The sequence below is a fragment of the Curtobacterium sp. 179-B 9B NHS genome (genome assembly GCF_045370965.1).
Classification (GTDB): Bacteria; Actinomycetota; Actinomycetes; order Actinomycetales; family Microbacteriaceae; genus Curtobacterium.
In genome coordinates this window covers 30,649-56,386 of record NZ_JBIQDQ010000015.1, presented here as the reverse complement: position 1 = coordinate 56,386, position 25,738 = coordinate 30,649, and the positions used below count along the sequence as shown (strand labels likewise).

Sequence of the window (25,738 nt, the reverse complement as noted above, 5' to 3'; positions counted from 1 at the left end):
CCGAAGGATGCAGGTGACGGACGGAGCCGGACGCCCGTGCGTAGCGTCGGGTGCATGACCAGCACCACCGTCCTCGTCGCCGGCGCCACCGGGGACCTCGGCTCCCGCATCGTCGACGCGCTCCTCGCGGCCGACCCCGACGTCCGGGTCCGAGCACTGAGCCGCTCCGCCACCGGGCCCGCGGCCGACCGACTCACCGCACGGTCCGACCGTGTCTCCGTCGTCAGCGCCGCCTACGACGACCACGACGGACTCGTGACGGCGCTCGCCAGGGTCGACGTCGTCGTCTCGGCGGTGAGCGGCACTCGCTCCGTGGTCGTCGACGCACAGACCGCGCTGCTCGCCGCGGCGGTCGACGCCGGCGTCCCGCGGTTCGTCCCGTCGGACTACTCGGCCGACTACCGCGCGATCACCCCCGGGACGAACCGGAACTTCGAGCTGCGTCGCGAGTTCGCCGCGACACTGGACGCCGCACCGATCCGGGCGACCTCCGTGCTGAACGGCGCGTTCACCGACATGCTCACCGGACAGGCCCCGATGATCCTGTTCGACCGTCGCACGGTCCTGTACTGGTCGTCCCCGGACCAGGTGCTCGACTTCACCACGAAGGACGACACCGCCTGGGTCACCGCGCGCGTCGCCCTCGACCCCGACGCACCGCGGGTCGTCGAGGTCGCCGGCGACCGGGTCACCGCCCGGCGCGTCGCCGACACCCTCTCGCGGCTCACCGGCACCCGGTTCCGCACGCAGTGGGCCGGGACCTCCGGGACGCTCTCCGCGATGGCACGCGTCGGACGACGGCTCTCGCGGGCCGACGACGCGGAGCCGTTCCCCGCCTGGCAGGGGATGCAGTACTTCGTCAGCATGTTCAGCGGCGAGGCCGAGCTCCACCACGTCGCGAACGACCGCTACGGGCCGCACGACTGGACGACGGTGCGGGACGTGCTCGCCGTGCACCTGCAGGCCTAGGCTCGGGGACCGTGTTCGAACTCCACCACCTCTCGGCGCAGGAACTCTGGGACTGGATCCGTCGGGGGGACGCGACCGCGCTCGAGGTGACCGAGCACTACCTCGCCCGCATCGAGCGGCTCGACCCGTCCCTCGGGGCGTTCGTCGCCGTCACCGCCGACACCGCACGCGAGCACGCGGCGCGACTGGGGACGCTCCTCCCGACCTCCCGGCCGCTCTGGGGCCTGCCCACCGCCGACAAGGACCTGTACGACCGCGCCGGTGTGCCCACCCGGCACGGCTCCGCCGCGCTGCCGGTGACACCCGCGACCGCCGACCACCCCCTGGTGGCGGCGCTCGCCGCAGCGGGGACGGTGAGCCTCGGCAAGACGACCTCGCCGGAGTTCGGCATGTCGTCGTCGTCGGAGACCCGCATCGGTACCACCCGGAACCCGTACGACACCACGCGGGCGCCCGGAGGATCGTCGAGCGGCACCGCCGTGGCCGTCGCCGCCGGACTCGTGCCCGCGGCCGTGGGGACGGACGGCGGGGGATCGGTGCGCATCCCCGCCGCAGCGACCGGTCTCGTCGGACTGAAGCCGAGCCGCGGCCGGGTCCCGTCGATGCCCGGTCGGTCCGGCCTCGGCGGGCTGAGCGTCGCCGGGCCGATCACGCGGAACGTCGCCGACGCCGGGATGCTCCTCGACGCCCTGGTCGCACCGACCGGGCTGCCCGAGCCCTCGCCGTACGCGCTGGTCACGCCCGACGTCGGGGACGGGCCCTTCACCGCCGCTGCGGTGCGCGGCGAGGGGCGGTTCGTGGTCGGCGTGCTCGACGGTTCGCCGTGGGACGACACCGTCGACGTCGTGGTCGACCCTGCCGCCCGGGCAGCGGTCGACACCGCCGTGCGGGTGCTCGGCGAGGTCGGGCACGGGGTCGAGGACGTCGCCATGCCCCGGCTGCCGTACGCCGACGCGTTCCGGGTGGCGTGGGAGTCCGGCGCTGGGGGGCTGCCCCGCGTGCCCGGCATCGACCTGTCCGCGCTCACCCCGCTGGTGTCGTGGCTGGTGGAGCGCGGACGTGCGCTGACCGCGACGCAGGTGCTCGACGCGATGACGACGCTCGACGCGTTCTCGGCCGGGCTGATCCGGACGTTCGCGCCGTACGACGCCGTGCTCACCCCGACGCTGGCGCTGACCCCGCGGCCGCTCGGCTGGTACGGGGACGACCCCGAGGAGGACTTCCGGCGGCAGTGCGCCTACTCGCCCTGGACCTCGATGGCGAACGTGTCGGGGCTGCCCGCGATCACGCTGCCGGTCGGGGTGACGGACGACGACCACCCGGACGGGGCGGGCCTGCCGATGGGTGTGCAGCTCATCGGACGCCCGGGCGGGGAGCGCGTGCTGCTCGCGATCGGGGCGCAGCTCGAGCGACGGCTGCGGTGGCAGCGGCGGCACCCGGCGACGTGGTGACGCCGGGCTGACGCGGGCTGGTCACCGGCGTCGGCGCGTCGCGACTGCGACGATGCGCACGTCGATCGACGCGTGCGATGTCGCGGCTCGGGAGGATGGCGCGACATCGTGGTCGTCGTACGACAGCGCATCTGTCGTCCTGACCGGAGCCCGGTCGCGGCTGTCGGGCCGAGCGACACCGTGGTCGTCGTACGACAGCGGAAGTGTCGCATCGCCCACTCCGCCCGCGCGACGCCCGCTGACCGACCCCCACCGACGCCGACCGCCGATGATGACCGCCGACGACGCCGACCCCCGACCACCGCCGCGCCCCTACGGCAGCGTCGGCGCCGCGGCCACCAGTGCCCGCGTCACCGGGTGCCGCGGGTCGTCGAGCAGCGACACCGGCCCCTGCTCCACGATCCGCCCCTCGGAGAGCACCGCCACGGTGTCGCACAGCCGCTGCACCACGCCGATGTCGTGCGACACGAGCACGAGCGTCAGCCCGAGGTCGTCGGCGAGCGAGCGGAACAGGTCGATCACCCGCGCGCGGACGACCACGTCGAGGGCGCTCATCGGCTCGTCCCCGAACAGGATCCGCGGGGAGTGCACCACCGCACGGGCGATCGCGATGCGCTGCCGCTGCCCGCCGGAGAACTCGTGCGGGTACCGGTCGGCGGCGTCGGCGGGCAGGTCGACGCGCTCCAGGACCGAGGCCACGAGCGCGCGGTGGTCACCCGGTAGCTGCAGCGCACGGAGCGGCTCGGCGACGATCGCGCCGACGCGCATCCGCGGGTCGAGGGACGCGTACGGGTCCTGGAACACCACCCCGGTCTCGCGACGGAACCAGCGCATCGCGGCCGCGGAGGCCGACGCGACCACGGGACGACCGCCGGCCGTCACGGAGCCCGCGGTGGGTGCCTCCAGGCCGGCGAGCAGCCGCACCAGCGTCGACTTGCCGGAACCGGACTCACCGACGATGCCGAGCCGCGCCCCGGAGGCGACCGTCAGGTCGACCCCGTCGACGGCGGTCCGCACCGGCCCGGGTTCGAAGGGGCCACGGCGTGGCAGGCGGTACGTGCGGTGGAGGCCGCTGGCGTGCAGCGCGTCGGTCATGCGGGGCCTCCGGTGCGGCGGGCGGTGGCGCGGGCGGCGTCGACGAGGGCCGCCGTCGCCGGGTGCTGCGGGGCGTCGAGCAGCGACCGCACCGATGCCTGCTCGACCACGCGGCCGTGATCGAGGACGACGGCGGTGTCGGCGATGCGGGCGAGCACCGCGAGGTCGTGCGTCACGAAGAGCATGCCGGTCCCGCGCTCGGTCGAGAGCCGTTCGAAGAGCTCGAGGATCCGGGCCTCGGTGGTGACGTCGAGCGCGGTTGTCGGCTCGTCGGCGACGAGGTAGGCGGGGGAGCCGGCCATCGCCATCGCGATGCAGATGCGCTGCCGCTGCCCACCGGACAGCTGGTGCGGGTACTGGCGGAGCAGCGCGGCGGGGTCGGGCAGTCCGACGGCGTCGGCGAGTGCGACCGCGGCGGTGGCGGCCGCACGGCGGTCCAGCCCACGGTGCAGTCGCAGCGGTTCCGCCACCTGCGCACCGACCCGGCGGAGCGGGTCCAGGGCGGTCGCGGGCTCCTGGAACACCATGCCGATGCCGGATCCGCGGTGGCGCGCACGGTCCCGATCGCGCATCCCCACGAGCTCGGTGCCGTCGAGGCGGATGCTCCCGGTCACCTCGGCCCCCGTCGGTTCGAGGCCCATCAGGGCGAGCGAGGTCATCGACTTGCCGGATCCGGACGCGCCGATCACGCCGACGCGTCGGCCGGGAGGCACGGTGAACGTCACGTCGTCGAGCACCGTCCGCCCCGCGATGCGGACCGTCAGTCCGGTCACCTCGAGACCGTCGCGTCCGGTCCGGTGGTCGCTCACGCCGTCACCCCCGGGGTCGTCGTGGTGCCGTCCGGTGCGCGTCGGTCTGCGCCCGGGGCGTCGGTGGCCGGGTCGTCGTCGGTCGGCTCGCCGGGGGCCGGGTCGTCGTCGGTCGGGGTGCCCGTTGCAGCCGGCGTGCCGGTGGCCGCTCGGTCGCCGGTGGTCAGGCGCGGGTCGGTCGCGTCGCGCACCGCGTCGCCGAGCAGCGAGAGTGCGGCGACGACGAGGGCGATCGCGGCGCCCGGCCAGGTCGCGCTCCACGGGTGCACGCCGATGTACGTCTGCAGGTCGGCGAGCAGGTTGCCCCACGACGCCGTGTCCGACCCCGCGCCGTAGCCGAGGTAGGAGAGGCCGGCCTCGGCGAGGACCGCCGTCGCCATCGCGAGCGAGAGCTGCACGGTGAACAGCGGCGCCGCGTTCGGCACCAGGTGGCGGGTGAGCACGCCGAGGGGCCCGACGCCGGAGGCCCGTGCGGCGACGACGTAGTCGCTCCGGGCGATGCGGCGGATCTCACCACGCGCGACGCGGGCGATCGTCACGCCGAACGACAGCCCGACGCTCACCACCACGACGCCGAGCGACCCGCCGAACACCGCCGTCAGGAGCATGGCGGTGAGCAGCGTGGGGAACGCGACGAGGATGTCGAGGAGGACGGCGGTGCCCTCGCGGACCCACCTCGTGGTCAGCGAGCCGATCGCCGTCAGGACGATGCCGACCAGGCTCGCGACGACGCCGGAGCCGACCGCGACGAGCACGGTCGTCCGGGTACCGGCGAGCAGGTAGCTCGCGATGTCCCGCCCTGCGGCGTCGGTGCCGAACCAGTGCGCGGGGCTCGGTGCCGCCCACTGCTGGAAGGGGTCGGCGCGGAACGGGTCCTGGGGCGTCCACACGAGGGACACCGCGGCGAGCACGACGAGGAGCGTCAGCACGACGACGGCGAAGCACCCGGTGGGTCGGGCGAGCAGACGGCGGATCACTCGCCCACCTCCCGCTGCCGGGGGTCGAGCGCACGGTGCACGACGTCGACCGCGAAGCCGACGACCAGCACCAGGCTCGTGAGCACGAGGAGTTCCGACTGCACCTTCGTGACGTCGCGTCGCCCGACGTCGGTCACGAGCATCCGTCCGACCCCCGGGAGCGAGAAGAGCTGCTCGACGACGACGGCCCCCACCAGCAGGCCGGCGATCTGCACGCCGAGGACGGCCAGCACGGTGAGCGCCACCGACGGCAGGCCGTGCCGCAGGAGCGCCCGCGTCCGCGTCAGGCCGATCGCCGCCGCGGTCCGGACGTGGTCGGCGTCGAGCACGGTGAGCGTGGCGGAGCGGGTGAAGCGCAGGATCACGGCACCCTCGACGGCGCCGATGGTGAGCGCGGGGAGCACGAGCGACGAGAACGCGCGACCGGGTTCGTCCCACCCGTCGAGCGGGAAGCCCTGCGTCGGCAGCCAGTGCAGCGTGACGGCGAACAGCGCGATGAGGAGCATGCCGGCCCAGACCACGGGGACCGCCGCGACCGCCTGTGCGACGAAGCCGATCACCGCACCGCCGGCCCGACGGCGCAGCACCGCGGCGAGCACCCCGAGCGGGACGCCGAGCACGAGGGCGGCCACGAGCGACATCCCCGCGAGCGGCAGCGTGACGGCGAGCTTCTGCGCGATCTCCGGCCCGACGGCGCCGTTCGTCACGAGCGACCGGCCGAGGTCACCGCGGAGCACACCGCCGATCCAGTCGAGGTACTGCACGACGACCGGCCGGTCGAGGCCGAGCTGCTGCCGGAGCTGCTCGACCTGGGCCGGCGTCGACTGGGTGCCGGCGACGATCTGCGCGACGTCGCCGGGCAGCACGCGCAGCGTGGCGAACACGATGATGCTCGCCACGAGCAGGCCGACGACGAGCAGCAGCAGTCGCCCGACGAGGAACCGGGTCACGCGTCCGATGCTACGGGGGCGGCGGCGCGAGCCCGGAGCGCAGCGCCGGACGGGCGCCCGGCGACCGGCCGGACCGTGTCGCCGGACCTGCGCCCGGCGACCGGCAGGGCAGTGGTCACCGGACGGCCAGTCCGGCCAGGTCGAGTCGCGAGTTGCCGCCGTCGACCGGGAACCCGGTCACGCCCTTGCGCACGGCCGTGATCTCCGTCGCGGTGTACAGCCACTCGCCGGCGGCGTCCTCGCTGACGATGCGCGCAGCCTTGCGGAGCGCCTGTTCCTTCTCGGTCTGCGAGGTCGCGGCGATCGACTCCGCGTAGAGCCGCTGCACCTCGCGGTTGTCGTACCCGAAGTAGTAGTCCGGGTTCGCCCAGTTGCCGAAGTCGCGGGCCTCGACGTGGTCGACCACCGAGAGCTGGAAGTCCTTCTTCGTGAAGACCTGGTCGAGCCACGTCGCGAAGTCGACCCGCTCCACCTTCAGGGTGATGCCCACGTCGGCGAGCTGCGACTTCAGCACGTCACCGATCGTCGCCGGGTAGACGTTGGCGTAGGTGAGGGTCAGGTCCAGGTCGGTCTTCCCCGCCTCGGCCAGCAGCTTCTTCGCGTTGTCGGGGTCGTACGCGTCGATGTCGGTCAGGTCCTCGTACCCGGGGTCGAGCTCGGGGATCGGTCCGCCCTGCTCGACGCCCGTGCCGCCGATGGCCTTGATGAGCGCCTTCGGGTCGATCGCCTGCCGGATCGCCCGGCGCACCCGCTCGTCGGTGAAGGGCGCCTGGGCGTCGTTGAAGGCGAGCGTGTACTTGTCGGTCGTCTTCCCGCGGTGCAGCTCGATGTCCGGGTTGCCCTGCAGCTGGCCCTGCAGGGTGCCGTCGACGGGGTTCAGCACGTCGAGGTCGCCGTTGGCCATCGCGTTGACGGCGGTCGACGGGTCGGTGATGTACCGGAACACGATCTTCGCGACCTTCGGCTCGGTGCCCCAGTAGTCGTCGTTCCGGCTGAAGGTGAGCGAGTCGCCCTGCTTCCACGCCGACACCTCGTACGGTCCGGTGCCGTTGGCGCTGTCGGAGAGGTCGTTCGTCGCGGCCTGCTCGAGCACGAGCCCGGCGCGGCCGGTCAGGTTGAAGAGCAGATCGGAGTCCGGCGCCTCGAGCTGCAGCTCGACGACCCCGTCCGACGGGGAGCTGATCGACGAGACGCCCGCCAGCTTGGCGGAGTCCACGTAGGACGCGTTGTCCTTCGCCTGCTGCAGCGACCAGACGACGTCGGCGGCGGTGACGGGCTTGCCGTCCTGGAAGGTCGTGCCGTCGCGGAGGGTGAACGTGTACGTCTTCCCGTCCGACGAGACCTCGTGCTTCGACGCCAGCACGTCGCGGATCTCCCCGTCCGCCGTCCGGCCCACCAGGCCCTGGTACACGTTGTCGATGAGCACCTGGTCGAGCGCGGCACCGGACTGCGTGCGGATGTCGAGGCTCGTGGGCTCGAGCACGAGGCCGACGCGCACGGTGGCGTCGTCGCCACCGCTGCTGCTGTCGGAGCCCGAGCAGGCGGTGAGCGTCAGGGCCGAGGCGACGGCGACCGCGGTGGCGGCCAGGGCGACGCGTGCTGCACGGCCACCGCGGCGGGGGAGGAGCGGACTCATGGGTTGTGGGTTCCTTCCGGGCGCGTGGGGCGACGGTCGTCGCGGCGCGCTCGCACGAGGTTACCGGCGTTCGGGGCCGGATGACGGTTGTTGGACCTCGTGCAACAACCGGTGCCGTGCTCCCCATGCCCGGATCGCCGACGCCAGCTCGAGGGGGGCCTGGTTCTGCACCGCGTGCCGTGCCGTCACCGTCACGACCTCGGCGTCCGGGAGCCGCTCGGTGAAGCCGGCGTGCAGCTTCGGCGAGACGTACCCGCGGTCACCCCGGACGAGCAGCACCGGCACGGCGAGGGCCTCGAGGTCGGGCCACGCGTCGGCGAACCGCCCCACCGACGCCGTCCGGCCCGAGGGCAGGTGGGGGAAGTGGTGCCGGCGGACGAGCCGGCCGTCCTCGCCGAGCCGGGTGGTGTGCCGGGCCTCGCGGAGGAGCACCGCGCGGTCGTCCCCGACGCGGGCCTCGACGGCGCGGTCGACGACCTCGTCGAGCGATGCGAACGGCGTCTCGTCCTCCAGCGCCCGGGCGATGCGGTCGACGGCGCGCTGCGCGAAGTCCGGGGACATGTCCACGAGCACCAGGCCGGTGACGCGCTCGGGTGAGGTCGCGGCCAGGCGGGCGGCGAGGATGGCACCGAGCGAGTGGCCGACGACCACGCCCGGCGGGACCCCGAGGGCGTCGAGCGCGGCCAGCACCTGCGGAGCGGTCGCGCTCGCGCCGTAGTCGGCGTCGTCCCGCCAGGACGACCGGCCGTGCCCGGGCAGGTCGAGGGCGACCGCCGGTTGCCCGACCGCGATCGCGGTCTGGTCGAAGCTGTGCGCGTCGATGCCGAGCCCGTGCAGGTAGGTGATCCGTGCCTCCCGGCCGTCCGCCGTGTCCCAGCGGATCGCCGCGGTCTCGCGTCCGTCGTCGGTCCGGACCACCTGCCGGGAGGCGCGGAGCGGCTCCGTCACGCCGCTCGCAGCCGCCAGCGCGGCCAGGTCCGAGAATTCGTCGTCGGGTTCGTGCACGGGTCCGATCCTCGCACCCCGTCGGGTACCCCGTTGCACCCTGGAAGCCTTAGGTAAGGCATGCCATACTCGTACCTCGTGGCAGCCCGGTACCGAGTCTTCTCCGTCCGCGTCGCGGCCGTGTCGGCGCTCACCCCGTCGTTCGTCCGGGTGACGCTCACCGGTGACGCGCTCGCGGACTTCTCCGCGGTCGGGCTCGACCAGCGGATCAAGGTCGTCCTGCCGATCCCCGGACACGGGTTCACCGACCTGCCCGACGGTGACGACTGGTACGGCGCGTGGCGCGCACTGCCCGACGCCGAGCGGAACCCGCTGCGCACCTACACCGTTCGGTCCTTCCGTCCGGACGCCCGCGAGCTCGACATCGACTTCGTGGCGCACGGGGACACCGGACCGGCCTCGCGGTGGGTGTCGGCGTGCCGTGTCGGGGACGAGCTCCGCATCGTCGGTCCGGCCGTGCCGTCCTCGCCCGCCGAGCTGCCGAGCGGCGCCGCCGAGTTCGCGCCGGGAAGCGCGACCCGGATCCTGCTCGCCGGGGACGAGACCGCCGCTCCCGCGATCTGCGCCATCCTCGAGGCACTCGACGTGGCGACCGTCGGACACGTCTTCATCGAGGTCCCGACCGACGCCGACCGGCTGCCGGTCACCGCACCCGCCGGTGTCGAGGTGCGGTGGATCGCCCGCAACGGTGCCTCGCACGGGGTCCGGATGACGGACCAGGTGCACGCCTGGGCCGCCGAGGTCACGACCGGGGCCGCCTCGGTGGCGGAGCCGGTGCGCGGCGCCGTGGACCTGGCCGACGTGGACGTCGACGAGCAGGTGCTCTGGGACGTGCCGGCCGCGCTCGACGAACGACCGGTGTACGCCTGGATCGCGGGCGAGGCCGGTTGCGTGAAGGAGCTCCGCCGACACCTCGTGCGCGGCGTCGGACTCGACCGTCGGCAGGTCGCGTTCATGGGGTACTGGCGGCACGGCAAGGCCGAGCACTGAACACGGCAGCGTCCGCCCCGGCGCCGTCCGGGCGAGCCGGTGGTCCCGTCCCGACGACGGCCCTGGGGGCGCGCGGGCTGACCCTGGCGTACGACGACCGGACCGTGGTGTCGTCGCTCGACGTCGACGTGCCCGACGGGGAACTCACCGTGATCGTCGGTCCGAACGCCTGCGGCAAGTCGACCCTGTTGAAGGCGTTCGCCCGCACCCTCCGGCCGAGCGCCGGCACGGTGTTCCTCGACGGCACCCCGATCGACTCGCTCCGCCCGAAGGCCGTCGCCCGTCGGGTCGGCATGCTGCCCCAGACGCCCGTCGCACCCGAGGGCATCACCGTCCGGGACCTCGTGTCCCGCGGCCGCTTCCCGCACCAGGACCTGCTGCACCCGTCGTCCGGCTCCGACCGCACCGCCGTGCAGGCCGCGCTGGAGCAGACCGACACCGTGTCGCTCGCCGACCGGAGCGTCGGTGAGCTCTCGGGTGGGCAGCGGCAGCGCGTGTGGATCGCGATGGTGCTGGCGCAGGAGACCGACATCGTCCTGCTCGACGAGCCGACGACGTTCCTCGACATCGCGCACCAGTACGACGTGCTCGAGCTCGCCTCGGCACTGCACGCGGCGGGCCGCACCGTCGTGGCGGTGCTCCACGACCTGAACCAGGCCGCCCGGTACGCGACGCACCTCGTGGCGATGCGCGACGGGGCGATCGTGGCACAGGGCACGCCGGCCGCGGTGCTGACCTCGGAACTGGTGGAGGACGTCTTCGGACTGCCCTGCGTGGTCGTGCCCGACCCGGAGACCGGGACACCCCTGGTGGTGCCGCGCCGGCGCGTCGCCTGACCGCCGACGGCTCGGCGCGGGTGCTGCCTGGCCCGAGCGGGCGGGACGCGCCGCTCGGCTTCGTCGAGCGGGCGCGATCCGTCGGTCCGGGGTGGCGAGTGTGACGGATCCGGCCCGCTCGGTGGCTCGGAACGGGCCGCCTGCCGGACGGGAGGCACGGGGCGGACCCGCCGTGCGCCTCCCGTCCGGTGGTGGGTCACCGGGTCAGCGGTAGCCGCCGTCCTCGAGTCCGGCCTCCACCTCGAAGCGGTTGCGGGCGGCGTCGCGCCCCGCGAGGGCGTAGAGCAGCGGCATGAGCATGCCGTAGCGACGCCACTGCGTCACGTGCACCCGCTCGTGCCGCAGCACGCGCGGGCCGTCGTTGTCCCGCGTCAGGTACACCGATCCGACGCACGTGCCGCCGCGCCGGAACGCCCAGCGCGGCAGCCCCGTGCACACGACCAACCCGTCCTCGACCCGGATCCGCCCGGTCGAGAAGGGCACCCCGACGGCCAGTCCGACCGCGGTGGCGAACACCCAACCGGCGCGCGAGACGGGGGAGTCGAGGAGCGGGTTGCGCACCTCTACTCCGGTCGGCCGTAGGTCTCGAGCAGGCGGAGCCAGACCTCGTTCATCGTCGGGTACGCCGGGACCGCGTGCCAGAGCCGGTCGACGGGGACCTCGCCGACGACCGCGACCGTCGCCGCGTGGAGCATCTCGGCGACGTCCTGTCCGACGAAGGTCACGCCGACGACGACGCCGCGGGACTCGTCGACGACCATCTTCGCCCGGCCGGTGTAGCCGTCGGCCTGCAGCGCCGAGCCGGCGATCGCACCGAGGTCGTACTCGACCGCGCGGACGTCGATGCCCTGCTCGCGTGCCGCGGCCTCGGTCAGGCCGATGCTCGCCACCTCGGGGTCGGTGAACGTGACCTGCGGGACGGCTGCGTGGTCGGCGGTCGCGACGTGGGCGCCCCAGGGCTCGGCGTGCACCGGGCGGCCCTGCGCCCGTGCGGCGATGGCCTCGCCGGCGGCGCGTGCCTGGTACTTGCCCTGGTGGGTGAGGAGTGCGCGGTGGTTGACGTCGCCGACGGCGTAGAGCCAGTCGGTGCCCTGCACGAGCATCGTGTCGTCGACCTGCAGCCAGTCGCCCGGGGTGAGCCCCACGGACTCGAGGCCGAGGTCGGCGGTGTGCGCCTTCCGACCCGTTGCCGCGAGGACCTCGCTCGTCACGACCGTGGTGCCGTCGTCGAGCGTCGTGGTGACCAGGCCGTGCTCGTCGCGGTCGACCCGCGTCGGGCTGACACCGGTGCGGACGTCGATGCCGAGTTCCCGCATCGCGTCGGCGACGAGCTCACCGGCGAACGGCTCCATGCCGCCGAGCAGCCCGTGCCGGGCGACCAGGGTGACCTTCGACCCGAGGGATGCCCACGCGGTCGCGAGCTCGGAGCCGGCGACTCCGCCACCGATGACGAGCAGGCTCTCCGGGACCTGCTGGGCGCTGGTGCCTTCGCGGGTTCCCCACGGCTGCGCGTCCGCGAGACCGGGGACGTCCGGCAGCTGGTGCAGCGAACCGGTCACGACGGCGACGGCCGCGCGTGCGGCGTGCGTCTCGCCGCCGACCTCGATGGTCTTCTCGCCGGTGATGCGGGCGTGGCCGCGGATCAGGGCGATGTCGGCGGACTCGAGCCAGGCCACCTGGCTGTCGTCCTGGTAGTCGGAGGTGAAGGAGTTGCGGCGCGCGAGCACCTTCGCGGCGTCCACGTGCCCGGTGACCGCCTGCGCGGCACCGTCGACGCGCTTCGCAGCCGCGACCGCGTGGCCGCTGCGGAGGAGCGCCTTCGACGGCATGCACGCCCAGTAGGAGCACTCACCGCCGACCAGTTCGGCCTCGACCACGGCGACCGACAGGCCGCGCTTGTGGGCGTAGTCCGCCACGTTCTCGCCGACTGCGCCGGCGCCGATCACGATGAGGTCGTAGTCCGTCATGCTCCCGAACCTACGCGGAGCGGCGGGGCGTCGGCCGTGTGCGGCGCGGCGCGGATCCGGAGGACCGGTCAGCCTTGGTCAGGCGGTGCGGGACGCGGTCGTCAGGGCACCGACCGCACGCAGGATCACGCCCAGGTCGTCGACCGCTCGGTCGGGATCCACCGGTGCGAAGCCGGTCAGCGCGGCCCCGACGAGTCGCCGTCCCCGCGTCGCGGCCTGGATGCGCTCGACCAGACCGGAGGCGTCGAGCCCGAAGGGCACCGGCTCGAGCAGTCCGTCCACCTCGGCCGGGTCGAGCACGTCGAGGTCGACGTGGACGAAGACGCGCTCGGCACCGGTGGACCCGACCGCGGCCGCGATCGCGTCCGGCGTCGCCGCGTCCACGTCGAGGTGGGTGATCCCGACCCGGTCGAGGGCGGCGATCTCGGCGTCCTCGACTCCGCGGACCCCGGCGAGCACGACCCTGGCCGGGTCCAGGACCGGCAGGTCGGGGAAGAGGTCCTCCGGGCGGTCGACGAGCAGGCGCAGGACGGCGGTCTCGGCTGCGACGGGTTGTGCGCGGTTCAGCGACCGGTAGCCGCTCGATCCGGCGATGCGCACGAACGCGGTGTCCGGACGCACGAGCACGGAGGCGCCGAGCACGCTCGACCCGTCACCACCGACCACCAGGACGGGTTCGCTCGCGACGCCGGTCTCCTCGGCGACGCGGTCGGCCACGGCACGGACCGAGGTGTAGCGGGCGACGGCGGTCTCGAGCCGGTCGCCCGCGCCGGCCGGCACGTCGACGACGGTCGTGGCGGCGCGGGGGAGATCGGCTGCGATGGCCTGTGCTCCGTCGCCGAGGCGCATCGCGCGCGACGACGCCGAACCCTGCCACTGACCGACGACGAGGAACTGCATCGTCTCAGTCTGGCAGCAGGGTCCGGCGCCGTCCGCAGTTCCGCGTCAGATACCCGCGGACCCGCCGTTCTTCAGCGCGGCGAGACGTGCCTCGACCTCGGCGTCGCGACCCACGTCCTCCAGGCTCTCGAACTGCGCGTCCAGGCTCGACGACTGCAGTTCCTGCTGCCCGAGGACCTTCGCCTCCTCGCGGCGGACCTTCTCCTCGAAGCGGTTGAGGTCGCTCGTCGGATCGGTGATGTCGATGTTGCCGATGGCGTCGTTGACCTTGGACTGCGCCTCGGCGGTCTTCTGACGGGCGACGAGCGAGTCGCGCTTGGCCTTGAGCTGTTCGAGCTTCTGCTCCATGCCGGCCAGCCCGGACTTGAGCTTCTCGACCTGCTCGTTCTGCGTGGCGAGCGGGCCCTCGTTGTCCTTGACCTCCTGCTCGGCCGCGATCTGCTTGCCGATCGCGATCTTCGCGAGGTTGTCGAACTTGTCCGCGTCCGCGGTCTTGCCCTCGGCGCGGTACTTGTCGGCGGCGGCCGAGGCGTTGGCGGCCTTCTGACCCCACTCGGTCGCCGCGCGCTTGTCCTCCTCGTGGTCCTGCTCGAGCAGACGGAGGTTGCCGATCGTCTGCGCGATCGCCGTCTTCGCGTCGGCGATGTTGTTCGTGTAGTCGCGGACGAGCTGGTCCAGCATCTTCTGCGGGTCCTCGGCGTCGTCGATGAGCTGGTTCACGTTCGCCCGGATGAGCGAGGAGATCCGGCCGAGAATCGTCTGCTTTGCCATTGTGTTCCCTTTCGTGGAAGGTCTCTCGTGGTGCTGCTGGTCCTGGTGGTCGTGTGTCCCGAGGGGGTGGTGTCGGCTGTCAGAAGCGGCCGCCGCCGGAGAAGCCCCCGCCGCCGCCTCCGCCGCCTCCGCCGAAGCCCCCGCCGCCGCCGAAGCCCCCACCGCCGCTGAAGCCCCCGCCGCCGCCGAAGCCCCCACCGCCGAAGGAGCCGCCCCCGTAGCTGCCGCCGCGTCCGCCGAGGAGGCCGCCGAGCACGATCCCGGTCACGAGGCCCCCGAGCTGTGCGCCGTTGCCGCCGCCGCCCTGCCCGGGCCATCCGCCCATGTCGTCGTTCGCCGCGTCCATCGCCGCGGCGGCGTACTGCTCGGCGGCGCGTGCAGCCCCGAGGGCGCGGGCGGGGTCGCTCGTGGCGAGGTCGACCGCGTCGTCGAGCGCGCGCTCGGCCTCGGACAGGCGCGTCCGGGCCGTCGTACCGACGGCTCCCCGGCGGAGCGAGATGAAGTCGCGCGCCTGGCTGATCCGGGCCCGGGCGTCGCGCAGGGCGTCGTCGAGGGCGCGGCGTGCGCGCTGCTGCTGTTCCTGTGCACCGCGCGCGGCGGCCAGTGCGGCGTCGATCTCGGTGTTCGCCTTCGTCAGCGCGTCGACGGCGGCGATCGGGTCGCGCGGGTCGGAGCCCTGGCGGAGGACGGTGTCGGCACGGGTCACCGCGGCCGCGAGGGCCGGGTCGCCGGACCGCATCGAACGGGCTGCGGCGACGTCTCCCTCGATGTCCGCGCGCATCGCCTGGACCCGGGCGGTCGCCTCGGCGAAGGTGCGCTCGGCGCCGGTCGCACTCGCGGTCAGCTGCTGCACCTGTGCGAGCGCGTGCTGGGCGTCGCGCACGGCGATGACCGCCTCGCCCTTGTCCCCGGACGCGATGGCCGCGGTCGCCGCCTGCGACCGCTCCGTCGCGTAGCCGAGGACCTGCTCGGCCTGGTCGACGTTGTCGGAGACCGTCGCCAGGGTCCGGCCGCCGTACGACCCGCGCACCCGGTCGAGCGCGCGGCGGGCGGCGTCGAGCTCGACCGGGGCTGCCGCGACCGCGGAGGCGAGGGCGGTCGCGGCGTCCTCGACCCCGTCCTCGAGGGACCGCAGGTGGTCGAAGGCCTCGGTCTGCTCGTCGATGGACGCGTGGGCCTGCTCGCAGATGGCGACGATCTGGTTCGCCCACTGCGCGCGCTGCTGCGGAGAGTCCGGTACCTCGTCGTCGAGCTGCTGCTGGTAGGAGAACGCCTGCCGCACGTTCCGCTTCGCGGTCGCGACGGCCTCGGCGAAGGGCTTCGCCGCGTCCTCGCCGAACTGTGCCGTGGCGAAGCCGACCTCCTGCTCGGCCGTCCGGAGCTCGTCGTCGATGGTGACCAGCGCCGCGCCCGCCTTGCGCTCGAGCCCGGCGAGGGACGCCTCCTGCGCTCGTGCGGCCTCGGCGGTGCGTCGCTTGTTGCGGGTGCGGATCACCATGACGGCGACGACCGCACCGACGACGACCACGAGCAGCAGGACCCACAGCCAGGTGAGGTCCGGCGGGGCCTGCGAGGAGACGAGTCCGTCCGCGAGGGCGACGGCGGCGCCCGCCCAGTCGCCGTCCCGCAGCTGCGGGACGGCGTCCTGCTGGTAGGCGGACTCGACGTCGCTGCTCGACAGTGCGGTCGCGTTCGTCTGCTGGATGTCGGCGATCCGGTCGTCGACCGCCACGGAGAGCACGATCGCGTCGGAGTCGATCTGGTTGCGCTCCATCAGGGCGTCACCCCAGGCGGCGTGGTCGGTCGGGTTCGTGAAGGTCGGCACGTAGACCACGTAGAGCTGCGTCTGCGTCCGGTCGTAGAGGTCCTGGACCGCCCGTTCGACCTGGGTCCGCTGACCGCTGCTGAGGGCACCGGCCTCGTCGACCACGTAGGCGCCGCCCAGGTCGACCGGGTCCGTCGCGTGGGCTGCTGCGGTGGGCGTGATCACGAGTCCGGCCGCGAGGAGCACGGCACCGATCCGACCCACGGCGCGTGTGATCGCCGAGCGGGCGCCGCGGACGGCCGCGTGGGGGCCTTCGCGATGCCGACCGAGCGCCCGAGGGGCCGATCCATCGTCGGTGCGCGATCCGTGGTGAGCCGCTCGCATCCGTCCTCCATCCGTCGTCCGGGAGCCCACGTTGCGCCCCCGACGGCCCCCGCACGGGCGCCGTCGCCCCGATGCTATCCAGAGCACGCACACAGCGGGTGGATCCTCGGACGACCCCCGGCGACGTCGGTCATGTGGAGGACTTGTACCCCGGACCGGGGTATGGTGGAGGCCATCGTTCGACGACGAGCGGAAGGGGAAAGCGATGGAGCGTACGACGAGCACCGAGGTCGTCCCACTGGAGGACGGCTACCACCGCGTCTCGACACCGGCGAGCGGTGTCATCGGCTTCGTCCGTGAGCAGGACGGCCGCTACGAGGTCCTCCGGGGCCGGGTCCGACAGGCCACGCGCTCCGAGGGCGCCTACAGCACCATGAACGTCGCGCTCATCGCGCTCACGCACGCCTGAGCCCGCGCCGGGTCCGCGGCGACCGCTCCAGCCTCGCGCTGACGTGGAGGCGCGGAGACGCTGACGCGGAGGCGCAGTGGCCGGCTTCGACCGCGTCAGCTGCCGGGACGGGTGAGCACCTCGACGCCGTCCTCGGTGATCGCGACGGTGTGCTCGGTGTGCGCGGTCCTCGCCCCCGTCGCGCTCCGCAGCGTCCACCCGTCGGGATCGGTGACGAGCTCGTCCGTGTCCGCCATCACCCAGGGCTCGAGCGCGAGGAGCAGCCCCGGTCGCAGGGTGTAGCCGCGCCCCGGCCGACCCGTGTTCGCCACGTGCGGGTCCTGGTGCATCGTCGAGCCGATGCCGTGCCCGCCGAACTCGGTGTTCACGGGGTAGCCCGCGGCGGTGAGGACCTCGCCGATGGCGTGCGACACGTCCCCGGTCCGGACGCCGGGGCCCGCGGCGGCGATGCCGGCGGCCAGCGCCCGTTCGGTGGCGTCGATCAGGGCGGTGTCCGCCGGGTCGGCGCGCCCGACGACGAAGCTGATCGCCGCGTCGGCGGCGATCCCGTCCAGGGTCACCGCGAGGTCCAGGGTGAGCAGGTCGCCGTCGGCGAGCTCGCGGTCGTGCGGCAGGCCGTGCAGCACCGCGTCGTTCACCGCGGTGCAGACGTGGTGACCGAAGGGGCCACGACCGAACGAGGGGGCGTAGTCGACGTAGCAGGAGACCGCGCCGGCGTCCTCGATCATCGTCCGGGTCCACCCGTCCACCTCGAGCAGGTTCGTGCCGACCGTCGTCCGCTCCCGGAGGGTCTGCAGGATCGTGCCGACGAGGGCGCCGGTGCGGCGGGCCCGGTCGACCTCGGCTGGAGAGAGGATCTCGATCATGCCGATGATCGTACCGGTATTGTCTGGCCGGTACTAGTATCGGCGCCATGGTCCGACTCCCGCTGAGCCCCGCCGAGCTGGAACGCGGTCGCCGGCTCGGCGCACTGCTCCGTCGCGCTCGGGGTGAGCGCTCGATCCTCGACGTCGCCCTCGATGCGGGCGTGTCGCCCGAGACCCTGCGGAAGATCGAGACCGGTCGCATCGCGACGCCGTCGTTCGCCACGATCGCCGCGGTCGCGAGCGTCGTTCGACTGTCGCTCGACGCGCTCTGGGACGAGGTGCACCCCGAGGCGGAACGGGTGGCCCCGGACCGGGCGACGCACCCCGTGCACGAGGAGAGCCCCCGGCGATGACGCCGGGGGCTCGATGTGCCCCCAGGAGGATTCGAACCTCCGCCCCTGCCTCCGGAGGGCAGTGCTCTATCCCCTGAGCTATGGGGGCTCGTGGGTGAGATCAACCGTAGCAGGTAACGCGAGCCGGTCCCGACAGCGCGTGTCGCGTCCGTGTCGCGACCGCCGTCGGACGGGAGGCGCGGCACGGGCCCGCACCGTGCCTCCCGTCCGGCTGCGGTGCCGTCAGCCCGCCGGGCTGGCAGACGCGGACGGCAGCAGCACGGAGCGCACCGCGTCCACGACGGGCTGCGCCCCGCCGGGCTCGGTGTACAGCGTCGACTCGGTGGTGACCCAGTACGGATCCGGGAAGGCGTCCGCGCGGCCGACGCCGTCGTCCAGCGCGTAGTAGCCCTCGACGCGGTAGGTCGGGACGGACCCACCGCGCTCGTAGAGGGCGTCCTTGAGCGTCGTGAGCGACTTCTCAGGCAGGTGCGCCACGGCGAGCGTGATCGTCGTCGACGGGTCGTCGGTGGCGACGAGGTGGCAGACCCGGCCGCGCTGGCGGGCGATCGTCGCGGCCGGCGTGCCCTTCGCGGGCGTCCAGGTCGTGTCCTGCTCGAAGGTCTTGCCGTAGACGGCGAGGACGCTCGTGGGCAGCAGCTCGGCGCACGTCTGCCGCACGGCGGTGCCGATCGGGGTGGCGCTCGCGCTCGGGGCCGCGTCGTCGGACCCGCCCGTGCAGCCGGACAGGGCGACGGCGGCGGACACGGAGAGCAGGGCGACGGTGATCGCCCGGACACGGCTGCGGGAGGTCATCCAGCCATGATGCTGCACGCCGTCCGGCACCGGCCCGCGAGGCACCTGGGCGTCCCGGTAGACTCGACCCTCGTGACTCCTGCCGAACTCTCCGCCGCGTACCTGTCGATCCTGACCGGGATCGTCGAGCGACGAGGCGCGTCCGACACCGTGACCATCGGGGAGTCCCACGTGGCCCTCGAGCGGCCGAAGAACCGTGCGCACGGCGACTGGGCCTCGAACGCGGCGATGCAGCTCGCGAAGCGCCTCGGTACGAACCCGCGCGAGCTCGCGACCGAGATCGCCGGCGAGCTGACCGAGCTCGACGGTGTCGCGTCCGTCGACGTCGCCGGCCCCGGCTTCATCAACATCACGCTCGAGGCCGCCGCCGCCGGTGAGATCGCCCGCACGATCGTCGACCAGGCCGACGCGTTCGGACACGGCGACCTGTACGAGGGCGTGTCCATCGACCTCGAGTTCGTGTCCGCGAACCCGACCGGTCCGATCCACATGGGCGGTGTGCGCTGGGCCGCCGTCGGTGACTCGCTCGCCCGCGTGTTCGAGGCGCAGGGCGGCCTCGTCACCCGTGAGTACTACTTCAACGACCACGGCGCACAGATCGACCGCTTCGCCCGGTCGCTCGTCGCCTCGGCGCTGGGGGAGCCCACGCCGGAGGACGGCTACGGCGGTGCCTACATCGGCGAGATCGCCGCGCGGGTCATCGCGACGCTGCCCGCCGGCACCGACGTGCGTGACCTGCCGCGCGACGAGGCGCAGGAGCTGTTCCGCCGCGAGGGCGTCGAGTTCATGTTCGCCGACATCAAGTCCTCGCTGCACGACTTCGGCGTGGACTTCGACGTCTACTTCCACGAGAACTCGCTGCACGAGTCGAAGGCCGTCGAGCGGGCCATCGAGCGGCTGCAGTCCCTCGGCAAGATGTACGAGGCCGAGGGTGCGCTCTGGCTCCGCACGACCGACTTCGGCGACGACCGCGACCGCGTCGTGATCAAGTCCGACGGGCAGCCGGCGTACATCGCGGGCGACCTGGCGTACTACCTCGACAAGCGCGAGCGCGGGTTCGAGCGCAACCTCATCATGCTCGGCGCGGACCACCACGGCTACGTCGGTCGCATGATGGCGATGTGCGCGGCGTTCGGTGACGAGCCCGGCAAGAACCTCGAGATCCTCATCGGCCAGATGGTGAACCTGCTCAAGGACGGCCAGCCCTTCCGCATGTCGAAGCGCAACGGCACGATCGTGTCGATGGAGGACCTCGTCGACGCCGTGGGTGTCGACGCCGGTCGCTACGCCCTCGTGCGGTTCGCGAGCGACACCTCGATCGACATCGACCTCGACCTGCTCACCAAGCGCACCAACGACAACCCGGTCTTCTACGTGCAGTACGCCCACGCCCGCACGCAGTCGGTCGCCCGCAACGCTGCGGCCTCGGGCGTGGACCGCTCCGCGTTCGACGCGTCCCTGCTCACGCACGAGACGGAGAGCGCCCTCCTCGGAGCCCTCGCCGAGTACCCGCGCGTGGTGCGCCAGGCCGCGGAGCTCCGCGAGCCGCACCGCATCGCGCGGTACATCGAGCAGCTCGCCGGGCTGTACCACCGCTGGTACGACTCCTGCCGGGTGACGCCGCTCGGCGACGAGGCCGTGTCGGACCTGCACCGCACGCGCCTGTGGCTGAACGACGCGACCGGGCAGGTCGTCCGCAACGGTCTCGGCCTGCTCGGGGTGAGCGCGCCCGAGCGCATGTAGCGCGGCGCGCGGCGCGCGCTTGCGCGGCGTCGCGTCGCGTCGCGTCGCGTCGAACCACGTTCTCGACATCGAACCAGGCGATCCGCCTGGTTCGATGTCGTTTCAATGGTTCGTCGCCGGCGCGCCCTGCACGCGTCCGCACAACCGGAAGCACGTCGCGCCAGGTGATCACGTGGCGCGACGTGCTTCCGCTCGTGCGCGAGCACGTCGCGCTGCGGCGCGCCCCGCCCGCCGCAGCGCGCACACCGGGCGCACACCGCGCCTCCAGGCCGGCTGCGGGGAGCACCTGGCAGGGTGGGACGCATGTCCGTCGCCACCGAGCCCTCCCGGAAGCGCCGTCGCTGGCCCGTCGTCCTCGTCGTCCTGGTGCTCGTGCTCGCCGCGCTCGTCGTCGTCGCGGAGTTCGTGCTCCGGGGCGTCGTCGACCGGATCATCGCCGACCAGGTCGAGCAGTCCCTCCCGGAGGGCGCCACCGGCGAGGTCACCGCACACGCCGAGGGCATCGTCGTCCCGCAGCTGCTCGCCGGCACGCTCGACCGGGTCGACATCACCTCGGACCGGCTGACCGTCGACGGGGTCCCGCTGGCCGCCGACGTCACCGCTCGCGACGTCCCGGTGGACGGCAAGGGCGACGTGCACGACGTCGACGGCCACGTCACCCTCGCCGCGACGAGCGTGCAGGACCTGGCGAAGTACAGCCCGCTGTTCGAGCGGCTCCGGCTCGTCGACGGCGGCGTCGAGCTGTCCGGTTCGACCGCGGTGCTCGGGTACGACATCGGCTACGCGGCCACCGGCGACGTGGTGGCGCAGCAGGACGGCCGTGGCGTCACGATCACCCCGCAGAGCGTCCGCATCACGAACTCGGACCTCGGCCTGAAGGTCGACCGCATCCCCGGCGTCACGGGCGTCCCGGTGCAGGTCTGCACGGCGCAGTTCCTGCCCGAGCAGCTCCGGGTCCGGTCCGTCGACGTGACCTCCGCCGAGGCCACCGTCCGGGTCACCGCCGACTCGCTGCCGCTGACCGAGCAGGGCCTGCGCACGGTCGGCGACTGCGGCTGACGCCGTCGATCCCGGCGCGTCACCACCGCGGTCGACGGGCGTAACACCGGCCTGGAGGCCCGTGGCGGCTCGGTAGGATCGGGTCCCGTGAGCGCCAACCCCCTTGCCCCGCCGCGGCTGCGGTTCCCCGCCGACGCCTCCGCGCTGACCGCGCGCATCTGGCCGGCCTCGGCCACGCGGACGGACGACGGTGAGCTCGCCGTCGGCGGCATCACGGCGTCGGACCTGGTCGCCCGGTTCGGTTCCCCGCTCTACGTCGTCGACGAGCGGGACGTCCAGGCACGCGCGTCGAGGGTCCGCACGGCCTTCACCGAGGCGTTCGCCCGCATCGGCACGCGGGCCCACGTGTACTACGCCGCCAAGGCGTTCTTCACGACCCAGGTCGCCGCGTGGATGACCGAGGCCGGACTGCGGTTGGACGTGTGCACCGCCGGTGAGCTCGCCGTCGCGCTGGCCGGGGGAGCGGACCCCGCGCTGCTCGGCTTCCACGGCAACGACAAGTCGGACGCCGAGATCGCCCGCGCGGTCGAGGTCGGCCTCGGCACGATCGTCCTCGACAGCCACGAGGAGATCGGCCGCGTCGCGCGTGCCGCCGCCGACGCCGGCACGGTCCAGCGCGTGCGCATCCGGATCAACAGCGGCGTGCACGCCTCGACGCACGAGTACCTCGCCACGGCGCGTGAGGACCAGAAGTTCGGCATCCCCCTGAGCGAGGCCGTCGCCGCCGCGGCGGCGGTCCGGGCAGAGCCGTCGCTCGCCTTCGTCGGGCTCCACTCGCACATCGGGTCCCAGATCTTCGACGAGTCCGGGTTCCGTGAGGCAGCTCGGCGACTGATGGACGTGCACGCCGAACTCGTGGCGACGGGTCCGGTCCCGGAGCTGAACCTCGGCGGCGGGTGGGGCATCGACTACACCGAGGCAGACGAGGCGTTCGCGCCCGAGGACGTCGCCGAGGCCCTCGCCACGATCGTCGCCGACGCCTGCACCGAGCGGGGCATCCCCGTCCCGGAGATCGCCGTCGAGCCCGGTCGCTACATCGTCGGCCCGGCCGGCACCACGCTGTACCGCGTCGGCACCGTCAAGCCCGTCTCGCTGGAGACCGAGGACGGCTCCTCGGCGACCCGCACCTACGTGTCGGTCGACGGCGGCATGAGCGACAACGCCCGTCCGGCGCTGTACGGCGCCGACTACACGGCCCGGCTCGCCCGCAGCTCGGACGCCCCGGCGGTGCTGACCCGGGTCGTCGGCAAGCACTGCGAGTCGGGCGACATCGTCGTGAACGACGAGTACCTGCCGGGCGACGTGCACCGCGGTGACCTGCTCGCCGTCGCGGCGACCGGTGCCTACTGCTGGTCCCTCGCCAGCAACTACAACCACGTGGGCCGTCCGCCGGTCGTCGCGGTCGCGGACGGCGCAGCCCGTATCCTCGTCCGTGGCGAGTCGATCGACGACCTGCTCGCCCGCGACACGGGGGTCGTCGCCGGCTGACGCCGCTGACCCCGACCCGACCGGGCTGCCGCCCGCCCCACAGGAATGCGCACCACATGATCGAATACCGCAACGTCCGCGTCGCGCTGCTCGGAGCCGGCTCCGTCGGTTCCCAGGTGGCGCGCCTGCTCCTCGAGCACGGCGACGAGCTGGCCTCGCGCGCGGGTGCCGGACTCGAGCTCGTCGGCATCGCGGTGCGGGACCTCGACGCTCCGCGCGACGTGGACCTGCCGAAGGAGCTCTTCACGACGGACGCGCAGTCGCTCATCCTCGGCGCGGACATCGTCGTCGAGCTGATCGGCGGCATCGAGCCCGCGCGCACGCTGGTGCTCCAGGCGCTGCAGTCCGGTGCGGACGTCGTCACCGGCAACAAGGCGCTCCTCGCCACGCACGGCCCCGAGCTCTTCGCCGCGGCGGAGCAGGTCGGCGCACAGCTCTACTACGAGGCCGCGGTCGCCGGCGCGATCCCGATCATCCGGCCGCTGCACGACTCGCTCGCGGGCGACCGCATCGAGCGGATCATGGGCATCGTCAACGGCACGACGAACTTCATCCTCGACCTGATGGACCGCGAGGGCTCGACCTTCGAGGCGGCCCTCGCGACCGCCACGGAGCTCGGGTACGCCGAGGCCGACCCGACCGCCGACGTCGAGGGCTACGACGCCGCGCAGAAGGCCGCCATCCTCGCCTCGCTCGCGTTCCACACCTCCGTGCCCCTGGCCGCCGTGCACCGCGAGGGCATCACCGCCGTCACGATCGAGCAGGTCCGCGCCGCGCGGAAGGCCGGCTACGTCGTGAAGATCCTGGCGACCGCCGAGCGCCTGACCGACGAGGACGGCGTCGAGGGCGTCAGCGCCCGTGTCTACCCGGCGCTCGTGCCGGAGTCGCACCCGCTCGCCAGTGTGCACGGGGCGAAGAACGCCGTGTTCGTCGAGGCCGAGGCCGCCGGCGACCTGATGTTCTACGGCGCCGGTGCCGGTGGCGTCGAGACCGCGTCGGCCGTGCTCGGCGACCTGGTGTCCGCCGCCCGTCGTCACGTCATCGGCGGCCCCGGCATCGCGGAGTCGACCCAGTCGGCGCTGCCGGTCTTCCCGATCGGGACGGTCCGCACCCGCTACCAGATCACGCTGCACGTGGCCGACGCCCCCGGCGTGCTGTCCACCGTCGCCGGCGTCCTGGCGAAGCACGGCGTGAGCGTCGAGACCGTCGAGCAGTCCGCCGCGACCGACCCGGGCGACGGCACGGCCGGCACCGCGAACCTCGTCATCGGGACGCACCTCGCCCGCGAGTCCGACCTGGCCGCCACGGTCGTCGCGCTCCGGAGCGAGGACGTCGTCGTCGAGATCACCAGCGTCCTGCGGGTGGTCGGGGCCTAGCCCCGCACCGTCAGCAACCCGACTGCACAACACCGAACAAGGAGAGCCTGATGGCCCACCAGTGGCAGGGAGTCCTGCGCGAGTACGCCGACCGTCTCGACGTCACCGAGGCGACGCCCGTCGTCACCCTCGGCGAGGGCGGCACGCCGCTCATCCCGGCCCGACGCCTGTCGGAGCGCACCGGCGCGGACGTGTACGTCAAGTTCGAGGGCATGAACCCGACCGGGTCGTTCAAGGACCGCGGCATGACGATGGCGATCTCGAAGGCCGTCGAGCACGGCGCGAAGGCCGTCATCTGCGCGTCGACCGGCAACACCAGCGCCTCGGCGGCCGCCTACGCCACGCACGCGGGCATCACCGCCGCGGTGCTCGTGCCCGAGGGCAAGATCGCGATGGGCAAGCTCAGCCAGGCCGTCGCGCACGACGCCCAGCTGCTGCAGGTGCAGGGCAACTTCGACGACTGCCTCGACATCGCGCGCGACCTCGCCGCCAACTACCCGGTGCACCTGGTCAACTCGGTGAACAACGACCGCATCGAGGGACAGAAGACCGCCGCGTTCGAGGTCGTCGACGTGCTGGGCGACGCCCCGGACTTCCACTTCCTGCCGGTCGGCAACGCGGGCAACTACACCGCGTACTCCCGCGGCTACCGCGAGGACGTCGCCGCGGGCCGCTCGACGCGGATGCCGCGCATGTTCGGCTTCCAGGCCGCCGGCTCCGCCCCGATCGTCTCCGGCGAGGTCGTCCGCCACCCGGACACCATCGCCTCCGCCATCCGCATCGGCAACCCGGCGTCGTGGCAGTACGCGCTCGAGGCGCGTGACGAGACCGACGGCTACTTCGGTGCCATCACCGACGAGGGCATCCTCGCCGCGCACCGCATCCTGTCCGCCGAGGTCGGGGTCTTCGTCGAGCCCGCGTCGGCCATCGGCGTCGCCGGGCTGCTCGAGCGTGCGGACGCCGGTGTCGTGCCGCAGGGCGCGAAGGTCGTCATCACGGTGACCGGCCACGGCCTGAAGGACCCGCAGTGGGCCCTCCGCACGGAGGACGGCGGCGAGGTCGCACCGACGAGCGTCCCGGTCGACACGAAGTCGGTCGCCGAGGTGCTCGGACTGGTCGGCTCCGCGTGAGCGTCGACCGCTCG

General features: G+C 73.4%; 24 protein-coding genes and 1 tRNA gene. 11 read left to right on the top strand and 14 right to left on the bottom strand.

The features are described from left to right. Positions 1-54 precede the first annotated feature (54 nt). Together ACH0A8_RS12735 and ACH0A8_RS12730 are read left to right on the top strand one after the other, a co-directional pair. On the top strand, positions 55-969 hold the full coding sequence (locus ACH0A8_RS12735) for an NmrA family NAD(P)-binding protein (RefSeq protein ID WP_406907312.1): 915 nt from the start codon (positions 55-57) through the stop codon (positions 967-969). Positions 970-980: 11 nt separating this feature from the next. After that, positions 981-2,420 (top strand): amidase, encoded by a 1,440-nt coding sequence (locus ACH0A8_RS12730; RefSeq protein ID WP_406907311.1) that lies wholly within the window; start codon positions 981-983, stop codon positions 2,418-2,420. A 312-nt stretch (positions 2,421-2,732) separates the two neighbouring features. Here ACH0A8_RS12730 and ACH0A8_RS12725 read toward each other — a convergent pair whose 3' ends face one another. From ACH0A8_RS12725 to ACH0A8_RS12700, 6 genes are all read right to left on the bottom strand, one after another. Then, positions 2,733-3,515: an ABC transporter ATP-binding protein gene (locus ACH0A8_RS12725; RefSeq protein WP_209682341.1), complete on the bottom strand. Its 783-nt coding sequence runs from the start codon at positions 3,513-3,515 to the stop codon at positions 2,733-2,735. Next, positions 3,512-4,324 carry an ABC transporter ATP-binding protein gene (locus ACH0A8_RS12720; protein ID WP_209682344.1) on the bottom strand — a complete coding sequence of 271 codons (813 nt, stop codon included), beginning with the start codon at positions 4,322-4,324 and terminating at the stop codon, positions 3,512-3,514. The genes ACH0A8_RS12725 and ACH0A8_RS12720 overlap by 4 nt, the downstream gene beginning before the upstream one ends. Further along, positions 4,321-5,301 carry an ABC transporter permease gene (locus ACH0A8_RS12715; protein WP_251159733.1) on the bottom strand — a complete coding sequence of 327 codons (981 nt, stop codon included), beginning with the start codon at positions 5,299-5,301 and terminating at the stop codon, positions 4,321-4,323. Before ACH0A8_RS12715 ends, ACH0A8_RS12720 begins: the two co-directional genes overlap by 4 nt. Next, positions 5,298-6,251, bottom strand: coding sequence for an ABC transporter permease (locus tag ACH0A8_RS12710; RefSeq protein WP_066654670.1), 954 nt, complete (start codon positions 6,249-6,251; stop codon positions 5,298-5,300). The genes ACH0A8_RS12715 and ACH0A8_RS12710 overlap by 4 nt, the downstream gene beginning before the upstream one ends. A 115-nt stretch (positions 6,252-6,366) precedes the next feature. Further along, entirely contained in the window at positions 6,367-7,887 is a 1,521-nt protein-coding gene (locus ACH0A8_RS12705) for an ABC transporter substrate-binding protein (RefSeq protein WP_209682347.1), read from the bottom strand. Between the two features lie 60 nt (positions 7,888-7,947). Then, positions 7,948-8,892: an alpha/beta fold hydrolase gene (locus ACH0A8_RS12700; RefSeq protein ID WP_066654666.1), complete on the bottom strand. Its 945-nt coding sequence runs from the start codon at positions 8,890-8,892 to the stop codon at positions 7,948-7,950. 60 nt (positions 8,893-8,952) lie between these two features. On the opposite strand from ACH0A8_RS12700, the gene ACH0A8_RS12695 reads away from it, so the two are divergent. Next, positions 8,953-9,882, top strand: coding sequence for a siderophore-interacting protein (locus ACH0A8_RS12695; RefSeq protein ID WP_066654664.1), 930 nt, complete (start codon positions 8,953-8,955; stop codon positions 9,880-9,882). 62 nt (positions 9,883-9,944) lie between these two features. Further along, positions 9,945-10,718 (top strand): ABC transporter ATP-binding protein, encoded by a 774-nt coding sequence (locus ACH0A8_RS12690; protein WP_066658332.1) that lies wholly within the window; start codon positions 9,945-9,947, stop codon positions 10,716-10,718. A 204-nt stretch (positions 10,719-10,922) separates the two neighbouring features. Here ACH0A8_RS12690 and ACH0A8_RS12685 read toward each other — a convergent pair whose 3' ends face one another. The 5 genes from ACH0A8_RS12685 to ACH0A8_RS12665 form a co-directional block, all read right to left on the bottom strand. Further along, on the bottom strand, positions 10,923-11,279 hold the full coding sequence (locus ACH0A8_RS12685; protein ID WP_406907310.1) for a Fe-S oxidoreductase: 357 nt from the start codon (positions 11,277-11,279) through the stop codon (positions 10,923-10,925). A gap of 2 nt (positions 11,280-11,281) precedes the next feature. Next, complete coding sequence (locus ACH0A8_RS12680; protein ID WP_400338269.1) at positions 11,282-12,685, bottom strand: dihydrolipoyl dehydrogenase family protein; 1,404 nt, start codon at positions 12,683-12,685, stop codon at positions 11,282-11,284. Positions 12,686-12,763: 78 nt separating this feature from the next. Further along, positions 12,764-13,585 carry an arginase family protein gene (locus tag ACH0A8_RS12675; RefSeq protein ID WP_406907309.1) on the bottom strand — a complete coding sequence of 274 codons (822 nt, stop codon included), beginning with the start codon at positions 13,583-13,585 and terminating at the stop codon, positions 12,764-12,766. A gap of 45 nt (positions 13,586-13,630) precedes the next feature. Then, complete coding sequence (locus ACH0A8_RS12670; RefSeq protein ID WP_066654658.1) at positions 13,631-14,356, bottom strand: PspA/IM30 family protein; 726 nt, start codon at positions 14,354-14,356, stop codon at positions 13,631-13,633. A gap of 79 nt (positions 14,357-14,435) precedes the next feature. After that, complete coding sequence (locus ACH0A8_RS12665) at positions 14,436-16,367, bottom strand: TPM domain-containing protein (protein WP_406907308.1); 1,932 nt, start codon at positions 16,365-16,367, stop codon at positions 14,436-14,438. Positions 16,368-16,710: 343 nt separating this feature from the next. Here ACH0A8_RS12665 and ACH0A8_RS12660 point away from each other — a divergent pair, with 343 nt between their 5' ends. Further along, complete coding sequence (locus ACH0A8_RS12660; protein WP_058729997.1) at positions 16,711-16,914, top strand: hypothetical protein; 204 nt, start codon at positions 16,711-16,713, stop codon at positions 16,912-16,914. A 95-nt stretch (positions 16,915-17,009) separates the two neighbouring features. Here the strand turns inward: ACH0A8_RS12660 and map are convergent, their stop codons facing one another. Next, positions 17,010-17,780 (bottom strand): type I methionyl aminopeptidase, encoded by a 771-nt coding sequence (gene map, locus ACH0A8_RS12655; protein ID WP_400338262.1) that lies wholly within the window; start codon positions 17,778-17,780, stop codon positions 17,010-17,012. A 47-nt stretch (positions 17,781-17,827) separates the two neighbouring features. On the opposite strand from map, the gene ACH0A8_RS12650 reads away from it, so the two are divergent. Further along, complete coding sequence (locus ACH0A8_RS12650; protein WP_209682366.1) at positions 17,828-18,133, top strand: helix-turn-helix domain-containing protein; 306 nt, start codon at positions 17,828-17,830, stop codon at positions 18,131-18,133. 16 nt (positions 18,134-18,149) lie between these two features. On the opposite strand, the gene ACH0A8_RS12645 is transcribed toward ACH0A8_RS12650, so the two are convergent. Both ACH0A8_RS12645 and ACH0A8_RS12640 read right to left on the bottom strand, forming a co-directional pair. Beyond that, positions 18,150-18,221 (bottom strand) — tRNA-Arg (locus ACH0A8_RS12645). Positions 18,222-18,355: 134 nt separating this feature from the next. Then, complete coding sequence (locus tag ACH0A8_RS12640) at positions 18,356-18,928, bottom strand: hypothetical protein (protein ID WP_400429014.1); 573 nt, start codon at positions 18,926-18,928, stop codon at positions 18,356-18,358. Between the two features lie 72 nt (positions 18,929-19,000). On the opposite strand from ACH0A8_RS12640, the gene argS reads away from it, so the two are divergent. From argS to thrC, 5 genes are all read left to right on the top strand, one after another. Then, on the top strand, positions 19,001-20,671 hold the full coding sequence (gene argS / locus ACH0A8_RS12635; protein WP_251159739.1) for an arginine--tRNA ligase: 1,671 nt from the start codon (positions 19,001-19,003) through the stop codon (positions 20,669-20,671). Between the two features lie 303 nt (positions 20,672-20,974). Further along, positions 20,975-21,730, top strand: a complete 756-nt coding sequence (locus ACH0A8_RS12630) for a DUF2993 domain-containing protein (protein WP_251155060.1) — start codon at positions 20,975-20,977, stop codon at positions 21,728-21,730. 87 nt (positions 21,731-21,817) lie between these two features. After that, entirely contained in the window at positions 21,818-23,218 is a 1,401-nt protein-coding gene (gene lysA / locus ACH0A8_RS12625; protein WP_066654642.1) for a diaminopimelate decarboxylase, read from the top strand. A 56-nt stretch (positions 23,219-23,274) separates the two neighbouring features. Next, on the top strand, positions 23,275-24,594 hold the full coding sequence (locus tag ACH0A8_RS12620) for a homoserine dehydrogenase (protein ID WP_066654640.1): 1,320 nt from the start codon (positions 23,275-23,277) through the stop codon (positions 24,592-24,594). 50 nt (positions 24,595-24,644) lie between these two features. After that, positions 24,645-25,724 (top strand): threonine synthase, encoded by a 1,080-nt coding sequence (gene thrC / locus ACH0A8_RS12615; RefSeq protein WP_066654638.1) that lies wholly within the window; start codon positions 24,645-24,647, stop codon positions 25,722-25,724. The last annotated feature ends 14 nt before the right edge of the window (positions 25,725-25,738 follow it).